The organism is Achromobacter sp. DH1f, assembly GCF_000633435.1.
GTDB classification, from domain to species: Bacteria; Pseudomonadota; Gammaproteobacteria; order Burkholderiales; family Burkholderiaceae_B; genus Achromobacter; species Achromobacter deleyi.
Window position 1 is genome coordinate 41,451 of the sequence record NZ_AYMF01000036.1, and the last position, 23,976, is coordinate 65,426.

Genomic DNA, 23,976 nt, shown 5'->3' on the forward strand with positions numbered 1-23,976 from the left:
GCGCAGCGGCTCGGCGCCTCTACGCCTTGTTACGCCCCGCGGGTTGGAAACGACACAGCGACTATGCATAATGGCTGCCGCCCGCGCTCGCGGGCGTTTCCTTGTGTTGGACGCATGCCGGCGCCGCCGGCGGGGAGATCAAGATCGTGAAAGCGCCTATCGTGGCATCCGCATGCCTGGCCATCGCCGCCCTGTGCCTGGGCGCCTTGCAGCCCGCCTGGGCCGAAGACGTGCCGGGGTCGAGCGACCATCCTGCGCTGACGCGTTTCAAGGGCGCCGAGATCCGCGCCTACGAACGCAAGGACTACGACGAAGCCTTCATGCCCAACCAGCCGATCGCCCAGGAATCGGCCGCCAAGGGGCTGCAACTGGAGGGCAAGGTCACGCGCATTTCGTATCGCATCAGCGGCGGCAAGTCGGCGCTCGAGGTGTACCGCAACTACCAGGGCGCGTTGCAGTCGGGCGGCTTCAAGACCGTATTCGAGTGCAAGGGCGACAACCAATGCGGCAGCGACTTCCAGTCGTTCGTCATCAACGGCGGCAAGGTCAGCCCGCCCGGGAAGGGCGATGCCGCGTTCGGCGGCAAGTACTACGTGGTGCTGGCCAAGAAAGAGGCGCCGTCGGGCGACCTGTATGTGTTCCTGGACGTGATGGAAGACAGCGCCAACCAGATCACGCCGGTCTACGTGCAGGTGGTCGAGACCAAACCCATGCAGACCGGGCAGGTCCAGGTGCTGGACATGGCCGCCATGCAGAAGTCGCTGGCCGAATCGGGCCGAGTGGCCGTCTACGGCGTGTACTTCGATACCGACAAGGCCGAGGTCAAGCCGGAATCCAAGGCCGCGCTGGACGAAATGGGCAAGCTGCTCAAGGCCAACCCCAATCTGAAGGTCTACGTGGTGGGCCACACCGACAACCAGGGCACCCTGGCGCGCAACCTGGAACTGTCGCAAAAGCGCGCGGACGCCGTGGTCAAGGCGCTGGAGGCCGACTACAAGATTGCCGCCGCGCGCCTGTCGCCGCGCGGCGTGGCCTCGCTGGCGCCGGTGGCGGCCAACGACGCCGAGGCCGGTCGCGCCAAGAATCGCCGCGTCGAGCTGGTCAGCCAGTAGTGCGCCGCATGGCCTGAACCTCGCGCGAGCGTTCGCAAGCCATGAAAAAAGCCCCTGGAGCCTTGCGGTTCCAGGGGCTTTGTCTTGCCTGCGGGAGGCAGGTGCGTGTGTGGGCGCTTAGGCGGCCAGCAGCTGGCGCAGCACGAAGGGCAGGATGCCGCCGTGCTGGTAGTAGTCGACTTCGATCGGGGTGTCGATGCGCAGCAGCACGGTGACGTCCTGCTTGGAGCCATCCTTGCGGGTGATGGTCAGCGTCACGTCCATCATCGGCTTGATGCCGTTTTCCAGGCCCGAGATGTCGTAGGTCTCTTCGCCGGTGATGCCCAGCGACTGCACGCTGTCGCCGCCCTTGAACTGCAGGGGCAGCACGCCCATGCCGACCAGGTTGCTGCGGTGGATGCGTTCGAAGCTGCGGGTGATCACGGCCTTCACGCCCAGCAACTGCGTGCCCTTGGCCGCCCAGTCGCGCGACGAGCCGGTGCCGTATTCTTCGCCGCCGAACACCACCGTGGGCGTGCCGGCCGCCACGTACTTCATGGCCGCGTCGTAGATCGACATCTGTTCGCCGCTGGGCTGGAACAGCGTTTCGCCGCCTTCGAAGCGGCTGCCGTCGGGCAGCGCGGGAATCATGAGGTTCTTGATGCGCACGTTGGCGAAGGTGCCGCGCATCATGATTTCATGGTTGCCGCGGCGCGAGCCGTAGCTGTTGAAATCGGCCTTCATGACGCCGTTTTCCTTGAGCCACTTGCCTGCGGGCGAGGTTTCCTTGATGGAGCCGGCCGGCGAGATGTGGTCGGTGGTGACCGAGTCGCCGAACACGCCCAGCGCGCGGGCGTTCTTGACGGTGGGCATCGCGCCCGGGGTCATGCCGAAGCCATCGAAGAACGGCGGTTCGGCGATGTAGGTGGAATCAGGCCAGTTGTAGGTGTCGCCGTTGACGCCCTTGATGTTTTCCCAGAGTTTGCCCGGGTTGCTCTTGACCTGGCCGTAGTTGGCCTCGAACGCCTTGGGGTCCAGGGCGTACTTGAGCAGCGCTTCGACTTCTTCGGTGGTGGGCCAGATGTCGCCCAGCCAGATGTCGCCGTTCTTGCCGCGGCCGACGGGTTCGGTCATCAGGTCGCGCGTGACCGTGCCGGCCAGGGCGTAGGCCACCACCAGCGGAGGCGAGGCCAGGAAGTTGGCCTTGATGTTCGGGTGGATGCGCGCTTCGAAGTTGCGGTTGCCGGACAGCACGGCCGAGCAGATCAGGTCGTTGCTGGTGATGACGTCGTTCAGGTCGGGCGTCAGGTCGCCGGCGTTGCCGATGCAGGTGGTGCAGCCGTAGGCGGCCACGTCGAAGCCCAGCTTTTCCAGGTAGGGCAGCAGGCCCGTCTTGGTCAGGTATTCGGTGACCACGCGCGAGCCGGGGGCCAGCGAGGTCTTGATGTGCTTGGGCACCTTCAGGCCGGCTTCGACGGCCTTCTTGGCCAGCAGGCCGGCGGCCAGCAGCACGCTGGGGTTGGACGTGTTGGTGCACGAGGTGATGGCGGCAATGAGGATGTCGCCGTTCTTGACCTTGGTGCCCGTGCTGGTGGTGAAGGTCTGCTGCAGCTTGTCGGCGGGCTGGTTGAAGCCGTTTTCGGCCACCGGCTTGGAGAACAGGTCGATGAACGTGTTCTTGACGTTGCCGATCTCGATGCGGTCTTGCGGGCGCTTGGGGCCGGCCAGCGACGGAGCCACGGTGGACAGGTCCAGCGTCAGCAGCTTGGTGAAGTTGATGTCCTTGGCGGCGGGCACGCCGAACATGTTCTGGGCCTTGAAGTAGGCTTCGAACGCGGCGATTTCGTCTTCGGTGCGGCCGGTGCCGCGGAAGTAGTCGATGGTGCGGCCGTCGACCGGGAAAAAGCCCATGGTGGCGCCGTATTCGGGGGCCATGTTGCCGATGGTGGCGCGTTCGGCCACCGACAGGCTGGCCGTGCCTTCGCCACAGAATTCCACGAACTTGCCGACCACTTTTTCACGGCGCAGCATTTCGGTGATGGTCAGGACCAGGTCGGTGGCGGTGACGCCGCCGCGCAGCTTGCCTTTGAGTTCCACGCCGACCACGTCGGGGGTCAGGAAGTACACCGGCTGGCCCAGCATGCCGGCTTCGGCTTCGATGCCGCCCACGCCCCAGCCGACCACGCCGATGCCGTTGATCATGGTGGTGTGGCTGTCGGTGCCGACCAGCGAGTCGGGGTAGTAGACGTTGTTCTTCTTGTCCTGGTGCACGCCGCGCGCCAGGTATTCCAGGTTCACCTGGTGGACGATGCCGAAGCCCGGGGGCACCACGCCGAAGGTGTCAAAGGCCTGCATGCCCCACTTCATGAACTGGTAGCGCTCTTGGTTGCGCTTGAATTCCAGCTTCATGTTCAGGTCCAGCGCGTTCTTCGTGCCGAAGTAGTCGATCATGACCGAGTGGTCGACCACCAGGTCGACCGGCACCAGGGGTTCGATGCTCTTGGGGCTTTTGCCCATCTTGTCGGCCACCGAGCGCATGGCGGCGATGTCGGCCAGCAGCGGCACACCGGTGAAGTCCTGCAGCACCACCCGGGCGACCACGAAGGGAATTTCGTCTTCGCGCTTGGCGTTGGCCTGCCAGGCGGCCAATTGGCGCACGTGTTCTTCCGTGACCTTCTTGCCGTCGCAGTTGCGCAGCACCGATTCCAGCACGATGCGAATGGAGACCGGCAGACGCTGCACATCGATGCCCAGGGACTTGCCCAGCGCCGGCAGCGAATAGTACTGACAGGACTTGTTGCCGATCTTGAAATTCTTGAGTGTGTCTAGGGTGTTGTGCGGCATGATGGACTCCGTGGTTTCGCCCGCGTAAAGCCGGCATTTTCAGGCGTTTCGACGCGTTTGTCATTGTAGGCGACAGCGGCGCGGTCTGGCTTGTGTCTTATATCTTATATAAGACTTGAAGGGCACGTCAAAGTTCCTTGGCGGCGTCTGGTCCTGGCCATGCCCGGCAATCCGGGGTCCGGCCTGGGGCGCCCAAGGATCTGGCGCCTGCCCAGGGCTGCATGCCCAAAGCGCTACTTTGGAGCAGGCGCGCCATCCCTGCAAGTCCCCCTTTTTTTAACAAAGAAGTCCTACAAGTGCATGGCGGGGCGGGGTCAGGCCAGGAAATCGCGCAGCAGGGGTTCCAGTTCTGTTTTCAGGAAGTCCACCAGGGCGCGCTGGGCCGTGGACGGGTAGGGGGTGGGCGAGGTCAGGATATAGAGCTTGTCGCCCGGCCCTTCGGCCTGGTAGGCCTGCAGGACCGGGGCCAGCCGTCCGGCCCGCAGGTCGGGCTGCACGATGTAGGCCGGCAGCAGCGCCACCCCGGCGCCGTCGCGGGCGGCCTGGGCCAGGAAGGGGAAGTATTCGGATTGCAGGCGGGGCGCCAGCTTGGTGTCATAGACCTGGCCCTTGCGGTGCAGCCGCAGCGTCACCTGGGGCTTGGGGCCGGGCGGGGCCAGGAAGTCCAGCCGGCCCAGGTCGCGCGGGTGCGCGGGGGCGCCCAGCCGCGCCAGGTAGTCGGGCGCGGCGCACAGGTGCCACTTGATGCGGCCCAGTTCGCGTGCCACGTAATCTTGGGGCGGGGTCGAGATGACCCGCAGCGCCACGTCGATTTCGGACGAAATGAGGTCGCTCACCCGGTTCGAAAACAGCACCCGCAGGCTTAGACTGGGATGGTCCAGCGCGAAGCGCACCAGCAGCGGGCGCAGGGCTTCCAGTTCGCCCAGGCCGGTGGGCAGGCTCAGGCGTACGTGGCCGGTGGGCTCGGTGCCCAGCTTCTGCAGGGCGTGGCGGGCCGATTCGACCTCGCGCGCCATGCGGGCGCCGTGTTCGTACAGCACCGTGCCTTCGTGGGTCAGTTCCAGCCGGCGGGTGGTGCGCCGGATCAACTGGGCGCCAAAGGCGCGTTCCAGCTTCTGCAGGTTGCGGCTCACGTGCGAACGCGTCACGCCCTGGCGCAGCGCGGCTTCACTCAGCGTGCCGGCTTCCACGATGGTCACGAACAGCTGGATCAGGTTCAGGTCCAGGGCGGCCATGGCTTGCCTCATTGTTGCCTGTCAGGAAACATAGTTTAGTCATGTCAAGGCATTGTCGCGGAACAAGGCCATTGATATTCTGAAATCAAACACAAGGAGACACCCCATGCGGCAAACCATGTTCCGCGCCGACCTGTACCAGGGCCAGCGCATCCTCGTCACCGGCGGCGGCACCGGGCTGGGCTACGCCATGGCCCGGCAGTTGGCGGCGCTGGGCGCCACGGTGCATCTCTGCGGCCGCCGCCTGGCGGTGCTGGAGCAGGCGGCCGAGGCGCTGCGGCGCGATTTCGGCGGCCAGGCCCATGCCCATGCGGTGGATATCCGCGACGCCAGCGCGGTGGACGCCATGGTGGCCGGCATCTGGGCCGACCACGGCGGGCTGGATGCCCTGGTCAACAATGCCGCCGGCAACTTCATCAGCCCCACCGAAAAGCTGTCCGAGCGCGGCTTCAACGCCATCGCCGATACGGTCTTTCGCGGCACGTTCTACATGACGCAGGCTGTGGGCAAGCGCTGGATCGCCACGGGCGCCTCGGGCGCGGTAGTGTCCATCGTGGTCACCTGGGTCTGGACCGGCTCGCCTTTCGTGGTGCCGTCGGCGATGTCCAAGGCCGGCATCGACGCCATGACCAAATCGCTGGCGGTGGAATGGGGCCGCCGCGGCATCCGCCTGAACGCCATTGCGCCCGGGGTCATTCCCACCGAGGGCGCGTCGGCCCGGCTGCGGCCCAACGACACCGGCACCGATGCCCTGGTCAAGCAGAACCCCATGCAGCGCCTGGGCCAGGACCAGGACATCGGCGAACTCGCCGCCTTCCTGCTGGCGCCGGGCAACGACTGGATCAACGGCCAGACCATCGCGCTGGACGGCGGCGACTACCTGGCCAACGGCGCGTACTTCAAGCAGTACTTCGAATGGACCGACGACGACTGGGCTGCCGCCCGCGCCGCCATCGAGGCGCGCAATGCCGAAGACAAGGCGCAGCGTTCGGCGGGCCGGGCATGAGGGCGTCGGATCATCGCGCCACGGCGCCCACCGCATCCTTGGGCGCCGGGCAGATCATCGTCGGCGAGGGCGTGCTGGACCGCGCCACGCTGGCGCTGCGCGGCGAACAGGTCGCGGCCGGGCTGGCGGCGAGGGGCGTGGGCGAAGGCGACGTGGTGGCGGTGCTGCTGCGCAACGGCATGCCCTACCTGGAAATCATCCAGGCCTGCAAGCGCCTGGGCTGCTATTACTGCCCCATCAACTGGCACTACACGCCTTCCGAGGTGGCCTTTCTGGTGACCGACAGCGGTGCCCGGCTGCTGATCGCCGAAGCCGACCTGTGGCCGGCGGTGCAGGGCGCGCTGCCCGCTGACCTGCCCGCCCTGCGGGTGGGGGCGCCGGGCGCGGCCGACGACTACGCCGGCTGGCGCGACGCGCATGCGCCCTACGACGGCCCCGTGGTGGCCCCGCGTGGCCACATGGCCTATACGTCGGGCACCACCGGGCGCCCCAAGGGCGTCGTGCGCGAACCGTTTCCGCTGGACCAACTGCCGCAGCGCCTGGCGGCCGTCGAAGCCGTGGTCGAACAGGCCTACGGTTTGCGCGCCGGTTGCCGGGCGCTGCTGCCCGCGCCCATTTACCACAGCGCGCCCAGCGTTTTCGCGCAGGTGGCGCTGCGGGTCTGCGACACCCTGGTGGTGACGCCGCGCTTCGATCCCGTCGACGTGCTGCGCCTGATCGAACGGCACCGCATCGACACGATCTACCTGGTGCCCATCATGTATGTGCGCCTCTTGAAACTGGACCCGGCAGTGCGCGCGTCGTTCGACCTGTCGTCGCTGCGCTTCGTGGCATCCACCGGCGCGCCGTGCGCACCGGCGCTCAAGCGCGCCATGATCGACTGGCTGGGGCCCGTCATCCATGAAACCTACGCGTCCAGCGAGGCCGGCATGGTGACCGCCATCGGCTCGCAAGAGGCCCTGGCACGGCCCGGCAGCGCCGGCCGGCCCATCGGCGGCGCCCAGGTGCGCATCGTCGGCGACGACGGCGCCGCCTGCGCCCCGGGGCAGGTCGGCCGCATTTTCGTGCGCCAGCCGGCCTATGCCGATTTCACCTACCGCAACCACCCCGAGGCCCGCCGCCGCGTCGAACTCGACGGCCTGATCGGCCTGGGCGACCTGGGCTACGTGGACGAAGACGGCTATCTGTTCGTGTGCGACCGGGAATCCGACCTGGTCATTTCGGGCGGCGTGAACATCTACCCCGCCGAAATCGAACACCACCTGATGCAGTACCCGGGCGTGGCCGATTGCGCGGTGTTCGGCGTGCCCGACGACGAGTTCGGCGAACGCCTGCTGGCGCTGGTGCAGCCGGCGGCCGATGCGCACGTGCGGCCCGAAGATGCGTTGCAGTGGCTGGCGGGGCGCATCGCGCGGTTCAAGGTGCCGCGCGAACTGCGCCTGCAGGCGGCCTTGCCGCGCGACGACAACGGCAAGATCGCCAAGCGCCGCCTGCGCGACACATTCTGGGCCGGCCAGGAAAGGAAGGTGTAGCGCGCGGCCCATGCATCACCACAAGCGCAAGCCCATATTGCGCATCGAACAATGACACTGGGGAGACAACCATGTCGAGGATGATTCACGCGTTCGGCCGCTGCGCGGCTGCCCTGTTGCTGAGTGCCGCCGGCACGTCGACCGCGTTGGCGGCGTTTCCGGACCACCCGGTCAAGCTGGTGGTGCCGTATACGCCGGGCGGATCGGCCGACCAGTTGGCGCGGGTGCTGGCCGAAAGGCTCTCGCAGGAACTGGGGCAGCCCGTGGTGGTGGAAAACAAGCCGGGCGCCAACACCATGATCGCCGCCACCCAGGTGGCGCGGGCCCAACCCGACGGCTACACCGTGTTCCTGGCCAGCAACGCCAGCATGGTGCTCAACCCCATGCTCTACCAAAAGATCTCGTACGACGCCGCGCGCGATTTCCGGGTGCTGTCGGTGGTGGCCGAATTGCCGCTGGTGGTGGTGGCCAACAACGACGTGCCGGCCGCCACGCTGGCGCAATTCGTCGACTACGCGCGCGCCCGGCCGGGCAAGCTGAACTACGCATCGGTCGGCATCGGCAACCCCTTGCAGCTGGCCACGGAATTGTTGAAGTCGCGCACCGGCATCGACGCCGCGCACATTCCGTACAACGGCAGCGCGCCCGCGCTCAGTTCCCTGATGAGCAACGACACGCAGCTGATGGTCGACGTCATCAGCACGTCGCTGCCGCTGGTGCGCGACAAGAAGATCAAGGCGCTGGCGGTGACCACCAGCGAACGCCTGCCCGTGCTGCCGGACGTGCCCACGGTGGCCGAAAGCGGCTTTCCGGGGTTTCGCGCGGCCACCTGGTTCGGCCTGGCCGTGCCCAAGGCCACGCCGTCGGCCGAAGCCGCGCGCCTGCAAGAGGCCGTGGCGGCGGTGATGCGGCAGCCCGACTTTCGCGACCGTTTCCAGGTGCAGGGGCTGGTGATCCAGGCGCCGCGCAGCCAGGCCGAGATCGATGCCTACGTGGCTGAAGACCGCGAGCGCTGGGGCGCCGTGATCCAGGCCAACTCCATCAAGCTGGATTGACGGCGGGCCCGCGTGGCGCTGCGTCAGGCCAGCAGCGCCGGCAGTTCCGCCACCGCGAATTCCAGGAAGCGCCGCAGCGCCAGCGGCGCTCCGCGGCGGGCGGGCATGACCGCGTAAATGCGGGCCGGCGCCGTCCGCCAGGCGGGCAGGATCTGCACCAGGTCGCCCTTGGCCAGCGCCCCGGCGCACAGGTAATGCGGCAAGAGCGCCACGCCCAGGCCGGCGCGCGCCATTTCGCGCAGCGCGGCCAGGTTGCTGCTCAGGCAGCGCGGCAGGTATTCGACCGATTCGGCTTCGCCAGCCGGGCCGACGAAGTGCCAGCTTTGCGGGCTGTCCTGCGTGGCGTGGGCGAGCAGGGGCAAGGTGTTCAGGTCGCGCGGGTGCCGCGGCGCGGCCAGGGCCACGCCGGGGGCGCACACCAGAATCAATGGCACCGGCGCCAGTTCGCGCGCGACCAGCCGCGAATCCGTGAGCGACGCGCCCTGGGCGCGAAAGGCCAGGTCGTAGCCTTCGCCCACCAGGTCGATGATCTGGTCGCGGGTATCGAGCAGCACTCGCACGCCCGGATGCTTCAGGCAGAAGCGCGCCACCAGGTCCCCCACCAGGGTCACCGCCAACGCCGACGGTGCGGTCATACGCAGCAGGCCGCTGGGCGTGTCGCCCATCGAGGCGGCCAGGTCGAAGGCGCTGCGGGCCTCGCGCGCCATGGCCAGGGCGTGCACGTAGATCTGTTCGCCCATGGGGGTGAGCGATACCCGGCGGGTATTGCGCTGAAGCAGCCGCATGCCCAGGCGCGCCTCCAGTTCGGCCACGCGCCGGCTCAGTTTCGAGCGCTGCATGTTCAGCACGCGGGCCGCGGCGGAAAAGCCGCCTTTCTCCACCACCTCGCTGAAAAGCAGAAGATCGTCGAGGTGATGAATGTAGGTGTTCATGGGGGTTTACGCGAAGGATTGTCCTGCTTAACAGGACAATTATTCCTGAAATCCGACTCTACTGTGCGCGGGGCAGAACCCATAAGCTTGGCGCCAGGTAATAAAACCAGGCAGCACATCCTTGACCCTCCGTCTCAGCCCTCCCGTCACCCCCTCGTTTGAACCTGTGGGCGACGCCTGTTCCATCCGCCAATTCCGCTACACCGATTTCCCGCAGGGCATGTCGCCCCTGGTGCTGGTGGACCACTTCGTCATGACCGGTCCGACATTCGCGCCGCATCCCCATGCCGGCATGTCGGCGGTGACCCTGCTGCTGGAAGACACACGCGGCGCCATGCGCAGCCGCGACAGCGTGCACAACGACCACGAAATCCGTGCCGGCGACCTGCACTGGACATTGGCCGGCCGCGGCATCGTGCACACGCAGCAGCCGGTGGGCGAGGCTCGCCTGAACGGCTTGCAGATGTTCGTGAACCTTCCCGAAAAGCTGAAATCGCTGGCGCCGGACACCGCACTGCTGCGCGCCTGGGAAATGCCGGTGATCCAGAACGACGCGGGCCGAGTGCGTGTGGCCTCGGGCAGCTACGGCGGTTGGGACGCGCCGCTGGCCACTCCCGAGCCCTTGCTGGTGCTGGACGGCTGGCTGCGGCCGGGCGCCTCGCGCCTGGTGCCGCTGCCGGCCGGCTGGAATGCCTGGCTGTATGCGGTGCAGGGCGAACTGGGCGTGCGTGCGCGGCACCAGACCACGCCGGTCGCGCCGGGTGCGCCCACGGCGCCTGCGTCGAGCGGGACGTCGGCGCCGTCCGTCATGGGCGGCAAACGGCCGGCGCCTGTCGTCAAAAGCGTGGTCGACCCCGACTTCGCCATCCTGCCCGCGGGGGCAGCCCTGGCGGCCTCGGCGGACAGCGACGGCATGCTGTTGCTGATCGCGGGCAGCGCGCCTGCGCACTTCGTGCTGGTGGCGGGCCGGGACATCAACGAGCCGGTGATACAGCGCGGCCCCTTCGTGATGTCGAATTCACGCGCGCTGTCGCAGGCGATGGCTGCCTACGAAGCGGGGGAATTCGGCCAGCTTCGCCAAGAGGCAAGCGTGCGGGGCTGAGCGCGGGCGGGTCTGACAAGTGGCTGAATAGAAAGCGGAAATCCGGTTCGCGGCCGTTGTGTGGCTGCAACAATTGGTGATTTCTATATAAGGGACGCAATGAGAATGATTCCGTTTTATCTAGAATCTAGCTCGCACTTGCGATTCCCTGCTTCTTGCGAAGCGCCCGCTTATTGATATCCCCATATGAAACTACGAACTCTTGCGTGCGTGGTTGCGGCCTTGCCGTACACCGTCGCCCATGCCCAATCCGCCGCGCCCGCCGCCGACGCCAACAGCCCGGTCGTGTCGATGGAAGCGATCAAGGTGGAGGCCAGCGCCGACGCCTCGGCCGGCGGCCTGGCCCAGCCTTATGCGGGCGGGCAGGTGGCGCGCGGCGGCCGCATCGGCGTGTTGGGCACGCAAGACATCATGAGCACCCCGTTCAGCGTCACCAGCTATACCAATGAGCTGATCCAGGACAAGCAGGCGCGCAGCGTCGGCGACGTGCTGCAGAACGACCCGGGCGTGCGCGTGGCACGCGGCTTCGGCAACTTCCAGGAATCGTATTTCATCCGCGGCTTCATCCTGAGCTCGGACGACGTGGCCTACAACGGGCTGTACAGCCTGTTGCCGCGCCAGTACATCGCCACCGAACTGTTCGAACGCGTGGAAGTGCTGCGCGGCGCGACCGCCTTCCTGACGGGCGCGGCGCCCAACGGCGGCGGCATCGGCGGCGTGATCAACCTGGTGCCCAAGCGCGCGCCGAACGATCCGCTGACCCGCATCACGACCGGCGTGTCCAGCGGCGGCCAGTTCCAGGTGTCCACCGACATCGCGCGCCGTTTCGGCCCGGATGACAGCACCGGCATCCGCATCAACGCGGCCCAGCGCAGCGGCGACACGGCCATCGACGACGAACACTCCCGCACCAGCCTGGTGTCGCTGGGCCTGGATTGGCGCTCGGCCGATACGCGCCTGTCGGCCGACATCGGCTTTCAGGAAAACAAGCTCAAGCGCGCGCGGCCGAACATCAGCGTGGTGGGCCTGAAGGACCACGTGCCGGCGCCGCCCGATGCCAGCTCGAACTATGCGCAGCCCTGGTCGTATTCCAATGAACGCGACTGGTTCGGCACGGTGCGGGCCGAGCACGACTTCAGCGACAAGCTGACCGGCTGGGCGGCCTTTGGCATGCGCCGCAGCGACGAAGCGAATTCGCTGGGCAACGTCACGTTGACCAACGCGTCCACGGGCGCGGGCAATTTCTACCGCTTTGACAACACCCGCAAGGACAGCGTCAACACGGGTGAAGTCGGGCTGCGCGCCAAGGTGCGCACCGGCCCGGTGGGACATGAATTCGTGGTGTCGGCGTCTTTCTTCGATCTGAAGAAAAAGAACGCCTACATCATGGACTACGCCAATACGTTCCCGACCAATATCTACGACCCGCAGTCGTATTCGCAGCCGGCGTTCAGCGCCAAGGCGCTGCGCGGCAACGATATCGATGATCCGGCGCTGCAAGGCCGCACGCGCACCAGCAGCTACGCGTTCGGCGACACCCTGTCGTTCCTGGACGACAAGGTGCTGCTGACCCTGGGCATCCGCCATCAGCGCCTGTCCTCGCGCAGCTATGCCTACAACACCGGCAAGGAAAACGGCGCCTACGACCAGAGCCGCAATTCGCCGGCCGCGGGCCTCGTGTTCAAGGTGGCGCCCAGCGTGTCGCTGTATGCCAACTACATCGAGGCGCTGGTGGCCGGTGATACGGCACCCAGCGTGGCCAACGGCAAGCCCGTGCCCAACCAGGGCGAAAGCCTGGCGCCGTACGTTTCCAAGCAGAAGGAAATCGGCGTCAAGTACGACGGCGACGGCCTGGGCGCGGGCCTGGCGCTGTTCTCGACCGACAAGCCGCGCGCTTCCTACGATGCATCGAACACGTTCACGGCCTCCGGCAAAGACCGCCACCAGGGCGTGGAGCTGACCGTGTTCGGCGAACCGATCAAGACCGTGCGCGTGCTGGGCGGCCTGACCTTCCTGGATGCCAAGCAGCGCTCGACCGGCAACACGGCCATCGACGGCAATCGCGTGATCGGCGTGCCGCGCTTCCAGGCCAACCTGGGCGCGGAATGGGACATTCCCGGCGTGCAGGGCCTGGCCGTGGACGGCCGCGTGGTGTACACCGGCGCGTCCTATGCAGATGATGCCAACACGCTCAAGGTGCCCGGCTGGACGCGTTTCGACGCCGGCCTGCGCTACATGATGGACGTGGACGGCCACGTGGTGACGCTGCGCGCCCGGGTCGACAACATCGCCAACCGCAACTACTGGTCGTCGGTGGGCGGCTACCCCGGCAACGGCTACCTGGTGCTGGGCGGCCCGCGCACGTTCTCGCTGAGCGCCAGCATGGACTTCTGATCGCCCTTGGTGGTCACCGGATCGCCGGTCTGTCTGAGGCGGACCGGCAAGACAGAAAAGCCCTGGTGGTTCAATGAACCAGCAGGGCTTTTCCGTTCTACGTCATCAACCAGCCACCCGCCACATCGAGCACCTGCCCGGTCACGAAGCGCGCCTGGTCGGATGCGAAAAAGAGGCAGGCATCGGCCACTTCTTCCGGCGTGCCCAGGCGGCGCAGGGCGGTGACGTCGGCGACGGCGTCATTGATTTCCTTGGGCACGCTCTTGAGCAGCGGCGTGCTGATGCGCCCCGGGGCCAGGCCGTTGACGGTGACGTCGTATTCGCCCAGTTCCGCAGCCCAGTGGCGCGTCAGGCCCAGCAGCGCCGCCTTGGTGGCGGCATAGTGCGCGGCGACGATGTCGCAGTAAGCCTTGCCGGCCACCGACGACATGTTGATGACGCGTCCCTGGCGCTGCTTGACCATGTGCGGCGCGGCCAGGTGCGTCATGTAGAAGACGCTGTTCAGGTTGACCGCCACCACCTTGTCCCATTCGCCGGGCGTCATTTCCCAGACCTTCAGCGCGCGGCCGTCGGTCTTGGGCGAGATGCCCACGTTGTTGACCAGGATGGTGGCCGGCCCCAGCTCGCGGGTGATGCGGTCATACGCCGCCTGGCATTGCTCGAAATGGGCCACGTCGGCCGGCACGAAGGCCACCGCGTGGCCGCGTTGCTTGAGCGCTTGTTCGTAGGCCTGGCCTGCCTGGGCATTGAAGTCGATCAGCCCGACCTTCGCGCCTTCGGCCAGGAAGCCTTCGACGATGGCCGAGCCGATGCCGCCCACGGCGCCGGTGACGATGACGACCTGATCGGTGAAGCGCGCGCTCATGCCTGCACCTGCAGCATGATCTTGCCGATGTGTGCGCTGCTTTCCATCAGGGCGTGGGCCTCGTTGGCGCGCGCCAGCGGGAACACGGCGTGGATGCGCGGCAGGCACTGGCCTTGTTCCATCAGCGGAAGCACCTTGTCGGCCAGCGACTGGGCAATGGCGCCCTTGTCCTCGTCGGACCGCGGGCGCAGGGTGGACCCGGTGAACGACAGCCGCTTGGTCATGATGGGCAGGGCGTCGATCTCGGCCTTGCTGCCTTCCAGGAAGGCGATCTGCACCAGGCGGCCATTCACGGCGAGCAGGCGGATGTTCTTGTTGATGTAGCGGCCGCCTACCATGTCCAGGATGACGTCGACGCCGGCGCCCTGCGTCGCTTCGCGAATGTCGGCTTCGAAGTCGGTATCGCGGTAGTTCAGCGCGTGGTGCGCGCCGGCCGCCAGGCAGGCCTGGGCTTTTTCAGCGTTGCCGACGGTGGTCCAGACCTGCGCGCCAAAGGCGCGCGCCAGCTGGATGGCCGTGAGACCGATGCCGCTGGAGCCGCCGTGCACCAGGAATTTCTCGCCGGCTGCAAGGCGGGCGCGGTCGAACACGTTGGTCCAGACCGTGAAATAGTTTTCGGGAATGGCGGCGGCCGCCAGCAGGTCCAGGCCGCGCGGCACGGGCAAGCAGTGGCGTTCGTCGGCCAGGCAGTATTGGGCGTAGCCGCCGCCGGGCGTCAGCGCGCAGACCTTGTCGCCCACCTTCCAGCGCGTGGCCTGGGGGCCCACGGCGATGATGGTGCCCGACACTTCCAGGCCCAGGTAGGGCGACGCGCCGGGCGGGGGCGGGTACGAGCCGGAGCGTTGCAGCACGTCGGGGCGGTTGACCCCGGCGTAGGCGACTTGGATCAGCACCTGGCGGCCGGTGGGCGATTCCATCTCGCGTTCGGCCGGGCGCAGGCAGTCGGGCGGGCCGCCCTTGCCGTGGTCGATGAATGTGCAGCGTAAAGACATACAGGACAGGTCCTTGAAGAATCAGTGGCCCAGGTAGGCCTTCTTGACGTGGGGGTCGGCCAGCAGCTCGGCGCCGGTGCCGGTGCGCACGATGGCGCCGTTTTCCAGCACGTAGCCGCGATCGGCCAGGCGCAGGGTGCGGAATACGTTCTGCTCGACCAGCAGCACGGTGACGCCGTGCGCGGTGACGTCGCGGATGATGTCGAACATCTGCTGCACCAGCAGCGGTGACAGGCCCAGCGACGGCTCGTCGAACACCAGCAGCTTGGGGTCGGCCATCATGCCGCGCGCAATGGCCACCATCTGCTGCTCGCCGCCCGACAGCGAGCCGGCATACTGGCCCAGGCGTTCGCGCACGCGCGGAAAGATCTGCAGCACTTCTTCCAGCTTGCGCTGCACTATGGGGCGGGCGGCGCGTTTGTACGAGCCCATCAGCAGGTTGTCCTTCACGGTGAAGTGCGGAAACAGCTGGCGGCCTTCGGGAATCATGGTGATTCCGGCGTCGACGATGTCGAAGGGCGGGCGGTTGGTCAGGTCCTGGCCTTCGAATTCCACGCGGCCCGTGGTGGCGCCGATGACCCCGCACAGGGTCTTGAGCGTGGTGGTCTTGCCGGCGCCATTGGCGCCGATCAGCGTGACGATCTCGCCGGCACGCACCTCGAAGTTCAGGCCGTTGAGCACCTGGCTCTTGCCGTAGCCCGACGAAAGATCCGAAACCTTAAGCATCCTGGTACTCCTTGCCCAAATAGGCTTCGATGACGGCGGGGTTCTCGACCACGTCCCTGGGCGCCCCGCTGACCAGCACCGCGCCTTCGTTCAGCACGATGATGCGGTCCGACAGCGCCATGGTGGCCTGCATCATGTGTTCGATCAGCAGCACCGAGACGCCCGAGTCGCGGATGCGGCGGATCATCTGGATGGACTTCTCGATGTCAGTGGGGTTCAGGCCCGCCATGACTTCGTCCAGCAGCAGGATGCGCGGCCGGATGGCCAGGGCGCGCGCGATCTCCAGCCGTTTCATGCCGCCCACCGTCAGGCTGCGCGCCTCGGTGTTCAGAGACTTGAGCAGGTCGGTTTCCTCGGCCACCTTCAGGGCGATCTGCTCGGCTTCCTCGCGGTCCGAGGTGCGGATGAAGGCGCCCAGCATGATGTTTTCCAGCACCGTCAGGCCCGTGAACGGCTTGGCGATCTGGAAGGTGCGCCCCAGGCCCTGGTGCGCGAACTCGTCCGGCGTGCTGCAGGCGACCCAGTTGCCCTGGGCGTCGCGCATCGACACGGCGCCCTTGTCCGGCGACAGAAAGCCCGACAGCAGGTTGAACACCGTGGTCTTGCCCGCGCCGTTGGGGCCGATCATGCCCAGGATCTCGTGCTGGTTCAGCGTCAGCGATACGTCGTTGGTGGCGCGCAGGCCGCCGAAACTCTTGAACAGCTTGTCGGCCTTGAGCACGGGCTGGTCATTGCGGACCGCATCGTGCAGCCGGGCCGGTTCGTTCAGCTTGCGTTTGGCCCGCGGCGTGCCCAGGTAGGGCAGCCGTGCCAGGGCGCGTTCGATGGCAGGGCCGAAGGCGCCGGCCAGGCCGCGCGGAATGGTCAGCACCACCGCCACCAGGATCAGGCCGTAGATCAGCCCGTGCATGCCGTTGCCCACGCTGGACAGCCAGCCGCGCGCCAGTTCGGCAATCGGCAGCACCAGAAAGGTGCCGGCGATGGGGCCGGCCACCGTGCCCAGGCCGCCGATCAGGGCGAACATGGCGACCTGGATCGACAATTCCAGCGAGAACGCGGAGCTGGGGTCGACGAAGGTCAGGTAGGTGATGTGGAAGGTGCCGATCACGCTGGTCAGCATGGCCGAGACCACCGCGGCGATGATCTTCACGCGCACGGTGGGAATGCCCACCGCCAGCGCCGCATCTTCGCGTTCGCGGATGGCGATCAGGTAGTGGCCGATGCGCGATTTGCGGATGTACCACGACACCCAGGTCACCATGAGGAACAGGCCGAACGCGATGATCACGTAGTTGATCTTTTCGCGGAACACGATCCAGGCCCAGCCGATGTTCAGCGGCAGGCTGATGCCGCTGGAGCCGCCGGTCCAGCTTTCTTCGTGGATGACCAGCAGCCGCACCACTTCCAGGATGGCGATGGTGGCCAGCGCGAAGAACGGCCCGCGCAGCCGCAGCGTGGGGTAGCTGATCAGGATGGCCACGGCCGCGGAAATGGCCGCGCCCGCCAGCATGCCGAACCAGGGCGAGATGCCGAAGTTTTGCGTCAGCAGCGTGGCGGTGTAGCCGCCGATTCCGTAGAACACCGCGTGACCCAGCGACAGTTGGCCGGCGTAGCCGCCGACGATGTTCCAGGCCACCGACAGGGCGGAAAAGACGAACAGCAGGACGAACAGGTTGGTCCAGAAGGGCGTGCCCAGGACGACGGGCACGATGAACATGACGATCAGCAGGATAAGGCTGACGTAGGCTTTGGGGCTTCGAAAGTCGGGAAACACGTCTCGCTCCTTGTGGCTCTGATCACTCTGTGCCGACGCCGAACAGGCCGGTCGGTCGCAGGACAAGGATCAAGAGGAAGATCCCGAAATAGACGACCTCTTTCAGGTCGGGGGCGATGTAGTAACCGGCCAGCGTATCGACGATGCCGATGATCATGGACCCGACCACCGCGCCGTACAGGCTGCCCAGGCCGCCCAGCACCACGATCACGAAGGCGGTCAGCACGAAGTAGGTGCCCACCGTCGGGAACACGGGGTACTGCGGCGCCAGCAGGCCGGCTGCGATGCCGACGAAGGCGGTGCCCAGGCCGAAGGCGATGGCGTAGACGTTGTTGACGTTCACGCCCATCAGGGTGGCGGCGTAGCGGTGCTGCGCCACCGCGCGCAGCGCGCGGCCCAGGTAGGTGCGATGCATGAACAGATGCAGCAGCACGGCCAGGCTGATGCCCACCACGAAGGTGATGAGCTGGCCCGTCACCATGGAATAGGCGCCCACGTCGATGGCGTTGGTGCCCAGCTCGACCGGCGCGCGGTAGACGTTGGCGCCGAAGATCACCAGGGCCAGGTTCAGCAGGATGGTGGACACGCCCACCGTGGCAAAGATCTGGATGTGCTGGTCGGCGTTGAGCAGCGGCTGGATGATGCCCTTCTGCGTCAGCGCGCCCAGCGCGAACAGGATGACCGCCACCGGCACCAGGCCGATGTACGGATGCACGCCGAACTGCGCGGCGATCAGATAGACCAGGTACATGCCGATCATCAGGAATTCGCCGTGGGCGAAGTTCACGACGCGCACGACGCCGAAGATCAGCGTCAGCCCCAGGCTGATGATGGTGTATGCGCCGCCCAGCAACAGGCCGTTGATGACCAGTTGAATGAAGATATCCATGGTGCAACCTCTTGGAAAGGGGAGCGCCCCGGCCCGGCGGCCGCGCCGGCCGGGCCGGGGCCTGCTGGCCCCGGTGTTACGCCAGGCGCCCCCGAGCGCCTGGTTGCTGGCAAGTTGTCGTGCTTGTTATTTCTTGAAGACAGGCTTGCCCAGCGCGAGGTTGCTCGGGGCGATGGTGACCAGCTTGCCGTCCTGCCACTGCATCACGTAGAACGTGGATGCATTGTTCTGGCCGTCTTCGCCGAAGTCGAAGGCCCAGCCGTTGGCGGTCTGGCCGGCGGGCTTCTTGTAGGCCAGCACGGCGGCGCGGATCTTGTCCTTGTCGGTGGACTTGGCCGCGGCGATGGCTTCGAAGAAGGCCTTGGCGCCGACGTAGTTGGTCAGGCTGTGGCCGGATTGCGGATCGCTCTTGTAGGTGGACTTGTAGGCTTCCAGGAACTTGTCCAGGCCGGGCGCGCCGGCCGGGTTGATGGACGATTGCGGGAAGTCCAGGTCGAACACGCCGTTCATGTCGGCGCCCACGGCCTTGGCGGTGTCGGCCAGCGAATAGCCGCCGCCCGCGCCGATCACGACCTTGGGCTTGAAGCCCGCGGCGCGCGCCTGGCTGAAGAACAGGATGGCGTCGTTCTGGTAGGCGGTCTGCAGCACGACGTCGACCTTGGCGCCCTTCAGGCGCAGGATGAGCGACGACAGGTCGACCGTCTTGGCGGAGTAGGGCAGCACTTCGGCCACGGTGTAGCCCAGTTCCTGGGCGCGCTTTTTCTCGGTGGCGGCCACGTCGGTGCCGTAAGGCCCGTCTTCGTGGATGATGCCGATCTTGATGTCCTTGGGGTTCAGGCCCATGCCGGGCGCGATGGTGTCGTGCAGCGCGTTCACCACCGACACGCCGTACAGCGCGGTGTTGGGGTTGCTGCGGAACAGGTACTTGTAGCCGCGTGTGGTGATCTTGTGGGCGGTGGCGCCCAGTTCGAAGTAGGGCACGCCGGCCAGTTCGGTGACGGGCGAGGCGGCATACGAGACGCCCGAGGCGTAGCTGCCGAACACCCCGACCACGTTGGACGAGATCAGGCGCTTGGTCTCGGACACGGCCTGGGTGGGGTCGACGGCGTCGGCCTTGATGATCTGGATCTTCTCGCCGTTGATCCCGCCGGCGGCATTGATTTCATTGACGGCCAATTCCAGACCGCGGTAGCTCTCCTGGCCCAGCAACGCCAGGGCGCCGCTGAACGGGAAGAGGGCGCCTACTTTCATGTCGGCCGCTGCGCTGCCGCTGACCACGACGCCGCACAGGCCCAGCGCGATGGCGAATTTATTGAACTTGAACACTGTCTACGCTCCTTTGTTGGTATGGGATGCGGACTGTCTGCTGCTGCGTCCGTCTTTTTTAAATATATGATATATGTGCCGGCGGGGTGTGGAAACCTCGTTCTGGATTCTAGTGCCGGACTTGCAAGGCTGAATCGGGGATTTCCCTCAAGCCGCATGAATAAAGCGTTTCCAGGCAATTGGCTCCTATGGAGAGGCGAAAATTGCGCCCTTCGGACGAGGCGTATGGGGCCACTTCCCGACAATTCCTCCGGCAAGAAACTGGCCGTTTTGATCATATATCCTATATGATCAAAAGGCGTTTCACGAAAAGAATCCAGGAGACATACGCATGTTCGAGGAAGTGGATTTCGCCGGAAAAAGGGTACTGATCACGGCCGGCGCCGATGGGCTGGGCCTGGAAATGGCGCAGGTGTTCCACCGCGCCGGGGCGTCGGTGCTGGTGTGCGACGTCAACCGCGACCGGCTGGCCGCGCTGCCGGGTGAGTTGCCCGGCGTGCAGGCGGTGTACGCCGACGTGTCGGACGAAGACAGCGTGGCCGCGCTGTTCGCCGCCGTGCGCCAGACGCTGGGCGGGCTGGACATCCTGATCAACAACGCGGGCGTGGCCGGCCCCACGGGCTTTGTCGAAACCCTGTCCAAGGCCGACTGGGACCGCACCCTGGCCGTCAACATCACGGGTCAATTCCTGTGCGCCCGCCAGGCCATCCCGCTGCTCAAGGAGTCGCGCGCGGGCGTGATGATCAATCTGTCGTCGGCCGCGGGGCACCTGGGGTTCGCCGGGCGTTCGGTGTATTCGGCGTCCAAGTGGGCGGTCATCGGCTTCACCAAATCGTTGGCTATTGAGCTGGGCGGCCACGGCATCCGCGTCAACGCGATCCTGCCGGGCGCTGTCGAAGGGCCGCGCATCCGCGCCGTCATCGCCGCCAAGGCCAAGACGCTGGACAAGCCGGTGGACGAGATCGCGGCGCTGTACGAAAACCAGGCTGCGCTGGGCCGCATGGTCACGGCGCGCGATATCGCCAACATGGTGCTGTTCAATGCCAGCGAGGCGGCCCGCAGCGTGACGGGCCAGGCCATCGTGGTGGACGGCTTCACGCAGAAGCTCTACTGATGGCGGCCGCCACCGACCCGCGCGACGGGGCAGATCGTCGCGGCACCGACGCTGGGTTTGCTGGCCGGCGCTGCGCGGCCATCATCGGCACCGGGCTCATCGGCCAGGGCTGGGCCATCGTGTTTGCCCGCAAGGGCTGGGACGTGCGCCTGTACGACGTCAACGCCGCCATGCTGGGCGAGGCCAGCGCGCTGATCCGCCGCCAGCTCGACGAGTTGCAGGCGCACGGGCTGCTGCAGGATGCCGCCGCGGCAGCCGCGCGCATCCATGTGGCCGGCAGCCTGCAGGATGCGCTCAAGGGCGCCAGCTACATCCAGGAAAACTCGCCCGAGACGCGCGAGATCAAGCGCAGCCTGTTCCCCTTGCTGGATGCGGCGGCCGAACCCGACGCCATCATTGGCAGTTCCACGTCCAGCATCCCGGCCAGCGAATTCACCGAGGACCTGCCCGGGCGCCACCGCTGCCTGGTGTCGCATCCGGTCAACCCGCCTTACCTGATTCCGGTGGTGGAACTGTGCCCGGCGCCCTGGACCAGCGCGGACACGATGGCGCGCGCCCGCGACATCATGCGGGACATCGGCCAGAAGCCCGTGTCGATGACGCGCGAGATCGAAGGCTTCATCCTGAACCGCCTGCAAGGCGCCTTGCTGCACGAGGCCTTCCGGCTGGCGGCGGCCGGCATCGCCAGCGCCGAGGATATCGACGCCACCGTGAAAGACGGCCTGGGCCTGCGCTGGTCGTTCATGGGGCCGTTCGAAACCATCGACTTGAATGCCCCCGGCGGCATCGCCGATTACTGCGGCCGCTATGGCGGCCTGTACCAATCCATCGGCGCCACCCAAGCCGAAAGCGTGGCCTGGGAGGGCGCGCTGGTCGATGCCCTGTCGGCCGAGCGGCGGCGCCTGCTGCCCGATGAAGACCTGACGGCGCGCCGCTATTGGCGCGACGAGCAATTGATGCGCCTGATGCGCCACAAACAAAGCAACGGAGACGAAATTGGCTAAACCCAAACAGAAAGTCGTGATCACCTGCGCCGTCACGGGCGCCATCCACACGCCCAGCATGTCGCCGCACCTGCCGGTCACTGCCGACGAAATCGCCGAAGCCGCCATCGGCGCGGCGCGCGCGGGCGCGGCGGTGCTGCACCTGCACGCCCGCGATCCCGAAACCGGCAAGCCGTCGCAAGACCCGGCGTTGTTCAAGCCTTTCCTTGAGCGCATCAAGGCCGAGACCGACGCCATCATCAACATCACCACCGGCGGCAGCCCGCACATGACAGTGCAGGAACGCATGCGCCCGGCCACCACCTTCAAGCCCGAGCTGGCGTCGCTGAACATGGGGTCGATGAATTTCGGCCTGTTCCCCATGCTGGGCCGCTTCCAGGACTTCAAGCACGACTGGGAACGCGAGCATCTCGAGAACAGCCGTTCGCTGATCTTTCGCAACACGTATCAGGACATCGAATCGATTCTTGAACTGGGCAACGCCAACGGCACCCGCTTCGAATTCGAGTGTTACGACATCAGCCACCTGTACAACCTGGCGCACTTCGTGGACCGCGGCCTGGTCAAGTCGCCGCCGTTCATCCAGTCGGTGTTCGGCATCCTGGGCGGCATCGGGCCGCACCCCGAAGACTTGATGCACATGAAGCGCACGGCCGACCGCCTGTTCGGCAATGAATACGAATGGTCGATCCTGGGCGCCGGCCGCAACCAGATGCCGCTGGCGACCATCGGCGCGGCCATGGGGTCGAACGTGCGGGTGGGGCTGGAAGATTCGCTGTGGATCGGGCCGGGCCAGCTGGCCGAGTCGAACCGGATGCAGGTCGAGCGCATCCGCACCATCCTGGAGGCGCTGAATCTGGAAGTGGCCACGCCCGAGGAAACCCGCGCCAAGCTGGGGCTCAAGGGCGGTGACAACGTGGCGTTCTGAAGTGATAACGGCCGGCGTGGGAGGGTCTTCACGCCGGGTGTTTGCGCCAGCCTGCGCCCCAAGGGGCTGCCCCTCGGGGCGCCCTGCGGGACACGTCAGGCGTGGCGGCGCAATGCGTCTGCGAGCGTCTTGATGTCCAGCGTGCGATCGAAATTGGCGGCGTGGCGGGCCTTCAGCGTCAGGTCGGCCGCCAGCGTGAGTTCGGCGTCGGTCGGACTGGCGGCGCCCAGCGCGTGCAGCGTAGTGGGCAGGCCCACCTGGTCGTACCACTGGGTCAGCGTGGCCAGCATGCCGTCCTGGCGGTCTTCCAGGTCCAGCTGCACCAGCAGGCCCACGGCCACTTGCAGGCCATGCAGCGCGGTGGCCACGCCCGTGATCTTGGGCAGGCCGCGCGTAAGCGCGTGGGCGATGGACAGGCCGCCGCTTTCGAAACCCAGGCCGCTCATCAGGATCATGGCTTCCACCACGCGCTCGAACGCGGGTGTGGGCGCGCCGCTGCCGGCGACGGCCAGCGCGTCGGCGCCATCGGCCAGCAGCGTGCGCAGGCAGCCATCGGCGATCAACTGGGCCGACAGCAGCGGGGCGCCGTCATACATGTTCCTGCCGCCGTTGCGGGCGCATTGCTCGGCTTCGAACTTCTTGGAAATGGCGTCGCCCAGGCCGGCGCGAAAGAAGTGCGCGGGGGCGGTGGCGATGATGGCGGTGTCCACCAGCACGATGGTGGGGTTGAACAGCATGTGCTCGACCGCCAGGAGGTTGTGATGGGCGTCGTACAGCACATAGTTCTTGCTGGTGGGCGCGTCGTTCGAGGCCACCGTGGGCACGGTGACCAGGTGGCAGTGCGCGGCCTTGGCCACGGCCTTGCCGGCGTCCAGCGACTTGCCGCCGCCCACCGCGATGACCATGTCGATGCCCGCGGCCGCGGCCTGGGCGCGCAGCGCCGCGATGGCCTCGGGCGTCAGGTCGCCTTCCACCAGCAGCGGCGTCAGCGTCACGTGGCGCGCCGCGCACAGCGCTTCGATTCTTGGGCCCAGCACGCCATGGACGTAGCGGTCGATGACCAGGGCGGCATGGCGGCCGAACAGGGCGGCGTAGTCGCCCAGGGTGTCCAGTGCGCCCGCTCCCTGGATATAACGGCCGGGAGCGCCAAAAATCTTCAGCATGGGG

At 66.7% G+C, this 23,976-nt stretch carries 19 protein-coding genes; 9 read left to right on the forward strand and 10 right to left on the reverse strand.

The window, feature by feature from the left end; all coding sequences use genetic code 11:
- Positions 1 to 146 precede the first annotated feature (146 nt).
- Complete coding sequence (locus U858_RS0128570; RefSeq protein ID WP_025140536.1) at positions 147 to 1,112, forward strand: OmpA family protein; 966 nt, start codon at positions 147 to 149, stop codon at positions 1,110 to 1,112.
- A 117-nt stretch (positions 1,113 to 1,229) separates the two neighbouring features.
- Here the strand turns inward: U858_RS0128570 and acnA are convergent, their stop codons facing one another.
- Both acnA and U858_RS0128580 read right to left on the reverse strand, forming a co-directional pair.
- Positions 1,230 to 3,935: an aconitate hydratase AcnA gene (gene acnA / locus U858_RS0128575; protein WP_025140537.1), complete on the reverse strand. Its 2,706-nt coding sequence runs from the start codon at positions 3,933 to 3,935 to the stop codon at positions 1,230 to 1,232.
- A gap of 314 nt (positions 3,936 to 4,249) precedes the next feature.
- Positions 4,250 to 5,170, reverse strand: coding sequence for a LysR family transcriptional regulator (locus U858_RS0128580; protein WP_232786620.1), 921 nt, complete (start codon positions 5,168 to 5,170; stop codon positions 4,250 to 4,252).
- Positions 5,171 to 5,288: 118 nt separating this feature from the next.
- Here U858_RS0128580 and U858_RS0128585 point away from each other — a divergent pair, with 118 nt between their 5' ends.
- The 3 genes from U858_RS0128585 to U858_RS0128595 all read left to right on the forward strand — a co-directional run bounded on the left by U858_RS0128585 (position 5,289) and on the right by U858_RS0128595 (position 8,763).
- Positions 5,289 to 6,176 (forward strand): SDR family oxidoreductase, encoded by an 888-nt coding sequence (locus U858_RS0128585; protein WP_025140539.1) that lies wholly within the window; start codon positions 5,289 to 5,291, stop codon positions 6,174 to 6,176.
- Positions 6,173 to 7,708: an AMP-binding protein gene (locus U858_RS0128590; RefSeq protein WP_025140540.1), complete on the forward strand. Its 1,536-nt coding sequence runs from the start codon at positions 6,173 to 6,175 to the stop codon at positions 7,706 to 7,708. Before U858_RS0128585 ends, U858_RS0128590 begins: the two co-directional genes overlap by 4 nt.
- Before the next feature lie 71 nt (positions 7,709 to 7,779).
- On the forward strand, positions 7,780 to 8,763 hold the full coding sequence (locus U858_RS0128595) for a tripartite tricarboxylate transporter substrate binding protein (RefSeq protein WP_025140541.1): 984 nt from the start codon (positions 7,780 to 7,782) through the stop codon (positions 8,761 to 8,763).
- Positions 8,764 to 8,786: 23 nt separating this feature from the next.
- Here U858_RS0128595 and U858_RS0128600 read toward each other — a convergent pair whose 3' ends face one another.
- The gene (locus U858_RS0128600) at positions 8,787 to 9,695 is read right to left on the reverse strand and encodes a LysR substrate-binding domain-containing protein (protein WP_025140542.1); all 909 of its coding nucleotides are present in this window, start codon (positions 9,693 to 9,695) and stop codon (positions 8,787 to 8,789) included.
- A 121-nt stretch (positions 9,696 to 9,816) separates the two neighbouring features.
- On the opposite strand from U858_RS0128600, the gene U858_RS0128605 reads away from it, so the two are divergent.
- Positions 9,817 to 10,797: a pirin family protein gene (locus U858_RS0128605; protein ID WP_025140543.1), complete on the forward strand. Its 981-nt coding sequence runs from the start codon at positions 9,817 to 9,819 to the stop codon at positions 10,795 to 10,797.
- 186 nt (positions 10,798 to 10,983) lie between these two features.
- A complete protein-coding gene (locus tag U858_RS0128610) occupies positions 10,984 to 13,191 on the forward strand; it encodes a TonB-dependent siderophore receptor (RefSeq protein WP_025140544.1) in 2,208 nt (735 codons plus the stop codon).
- 97 nt (positions 13,192 to 13,288) lie between these two features.
- Here the strand turns inward: U858_RS0128610 and U858_RS0128615 are convergent, their stop codons facing one another.
- From U858_RS0128615 to U858_RS0128640, 6 genes are all read right to left on the reverse strand, one after another.
- Entirely contained in the window at positions 13,289 to 14,056 is a 768-nt protein-coding gene (locus U858_RS0128615) for an SDR family NAD(P)-dependent oxidoreductase (protein WP_025140545.1), read from the reverse strand.
- Complete coding sequence (locus U858_RS0128620) at positions 14,053 to 15,048, reverse strand: NAD(P)H-quinone oxidoreductase (RefSeq protein WP_025140546.1); 996 nt, start codon at positions 15,046 to 15,048, stop codon at positions 14,053 to 14,055. Before U858_RS0128620 ends, U858_RS0128615 begins: the two co-directional genes overlap by 4 nt.
- A 21-nt stretch (positions 15,049 to 15,069) precedes the next feature.
- Positions 15,070 to 15,774, reverse strand: coding sequence for an ABC transporter ATP-binding protein (locus U858_RS0128625; protein ID WP_025140547.1), 705 nt, complete (start codon positions 15,772 to 15,774; stop codon positions 15,070 to 15,072).
- Positions 15,767 to 17,548 carry an ATP-binding cassette domain-containing protein gene (locus U858_RS0128630; RefSeq protein ID WP_025140548.1) on the reverse strand — a complete coding sequence of 594 codons (1,782 nt, stop codon included), beginning with the start codon at positions 17,546 to 17,548 and terminating at the stop codon, positions 15,767 to 15,769. Before U858_RS0128630 ends, U858_RS0128625 begins: the two co-directional genes overlap by 8 nt.
- Positions 17,549 to 17,570: 22 nt before the next feature.
- Positions 17,571 to 18,437 carry a branched-chain amino acid ABC transporter permease gene (locus U858_RS0128635; RefSeq protein ID WP_025140549.1) on the reverse strand — a complete coding sequence of 289 codons (867 nt, stop codon included), beginning with the start codon at positions 18,435 to 18,437 and terminating at the stop codon, positions 17,571 to 17,573.
- Positions 18,438 to 18,563: 126 nt separating this feature from the next.
- Positions 18,564 to 19,763: an ABC transporter substrate-binding protein gene (locus U858_RS0128640; protein WP_025140550.1), complete on the reverse strand. Its 1,200-nt coding sequence runs from the start codon at positions 19,761 to 19,763 to the stop codon at positions 18,564 to 18,566.
- A gap of 331 nt (positions 19,764 to 20,094) precedes the next feature.
- Here U858_RS0128640 and U858_RS0128645 point away from each other — a divergent pair, with 331 nt between their 5' ends.
- From U858_RS0128645 to U858_RS0128655, 3 genes are read left to right on the forward strand one after another with little or no spacing between them, the layout of a single operon-like run.
- Positions 20,095 to 20,877, forward strand: coding sequence for an SDR family oxidoreductase (locus U858_RS0128645; protein WP_025140551.1), 783 nt, complete (start codon positions 20,095 to 20,097; stop codon positions 20,875 to 20,877).
- On the forward strand, positions 20,877 to 21,881 hold the full coding sequence (locus U858_RS0128650) for a 3-hydroxyacyl-CoA dehydrogenase (protein ID WP_025140552.1): 1,005 nt from the start codon (positions 20,877 to 20,879) through the stop codon (positions 21,879 to 21,881). Before U858_RS0128645 ends, U858_RS0128650 begins: the two co-directional genes overlap by 1 nt.
- Complete coding sequence (locus U858_RS0128655; RefSeq protein ID WP_025140553.1) at positions 21,874 to 22,809, forward strand: 3-keto-5-aminohexanoate cleavage protein; 936 nt, start codon at positions 21,874 to 21,876, stop codon at positions 22,807 to 22,809. Before U858_RS0128650 ends, U858_RS0128655 begins: the two co-directional genes overlap by 8 nt.
- A 95-nt stretch (positions 22,810 to 22,904) precedes the next feature.
- Here U858_RS0128655 and U858_RS0128660 read toward each other — a convergent pair whose 3' ends face one another.
- Positions 22,905 to 23,972 carry a glycerol dehydrogenase gene (locus U858_RS0128660; protein ID WP_025140554.1) on the reverse strand — a complete coding sequence of 356 codons (1,068 nt, stop codon included), beginning with the start codon at positions 23,970 to 23,972 and terminating at the stop codon, positions 22,905 to 22,907.
- Positions 23,973 to 23,976 lie beyond the last annotated feature (4 nt).

Bases quoted from the DNA above. Each gene is read 5' to 3' on its own strand.
- U858_RS0128660 (WP_025140554.1), bottom strand. From the start codon at position 23,972: ATGCTGAAGATTTTTGGCGCTCCCGGCCGTTATATCCAGGGAGCGGGC.
- U858_RS0128635 (WP_025140549.1), bottom strand. From the start codon at position 18,437: ATGGATATCTTCATTCAACTGGTCATCAACGGCCTGTTGCTGGGCGGC.
- U858_RS0128645 (WP_025140551.1), top strand. From the start codon at position 20,095: ATGTTCGAGGAAGTGGATTTCGCCGGAAAAAGGGTACTGATCACGGCC.
- U858_RS0128610 (WP_025140544.1), top strand. From the start codon at position 10,984: ATGAAACTACGAACTCTTGCGTGCGTGGTTGCGGCCTTGCCGTACACC.
- U858_RS0128650 (WP_025140552.1), top strand. From the start codon at position 20,877: ATGGCGGCCGCCACCGACCCGCGCGACGGGGCAGATCGTCGCGGCACC.
- U858_RS0128615 (WP_025140545.1), bottom strand. From the start codon at position 14,056: ATGAGCGCGCGCTTCACCGATCAGGTCGTCATCGTCACCGGCGCCGTG.
- U858_RS0128590 (WP_025140540.1), top strand. From the start codon at position 6,173: ATGAGGGCGTCGGATCATCGCGCCACGGCGCCCACCGCATCCTTGGGC.
- U858_RS0128625 (WP_025140547.1), bottom strand. From the start codon at position 15,774: ATGCTTAAGGTTTCGGATCTTTCGTCGGGCTACGGCAAGAGCCAGGTG.
- U858_RS0128585 (WP_025140539.1), top strand. From the start codon at position 5,289: ATGTTCCGCGCCGACCTGTACCAGGGCCAGCGCATCCTCGTCACCGGC.
- U858_RS0128620 (WP_025140546.1), bottom strand. From the start codon at position 15,048: ATGTCTTTACGCTGCACATTCATCGACCACGGCAAGGGCGGCCCGCCC.
- U858_RS0128595 (WP_025140541.1), top strand. From the start codon at position 7,780: ATGTCGAGGATGATTCACGCGTTCGGCCGCTGCGCGGCTGCCCTGTTG.
- U858_RS0128600 (WP_025140542.1), bottom strand. From the start codon at position 9,695: ATGAACACCTACATTCATCACCTCGACGATCTTCTGCTTTTCAGCGAG.
- acnA (WP_025140537.1), bottom strand. From the start codon at position 3,935: ATGCCGCACAACACCCTAGACACACTCAAGAATTTCAAGATCGGCAAC.
- U858_RS0128580 (WP_232786620.1), bottom strand. From the start codon at position 5,170: ATGGCCGCCCTGGACCTGAACCTGATCCAGCTGTTCGTGACCATCGTG.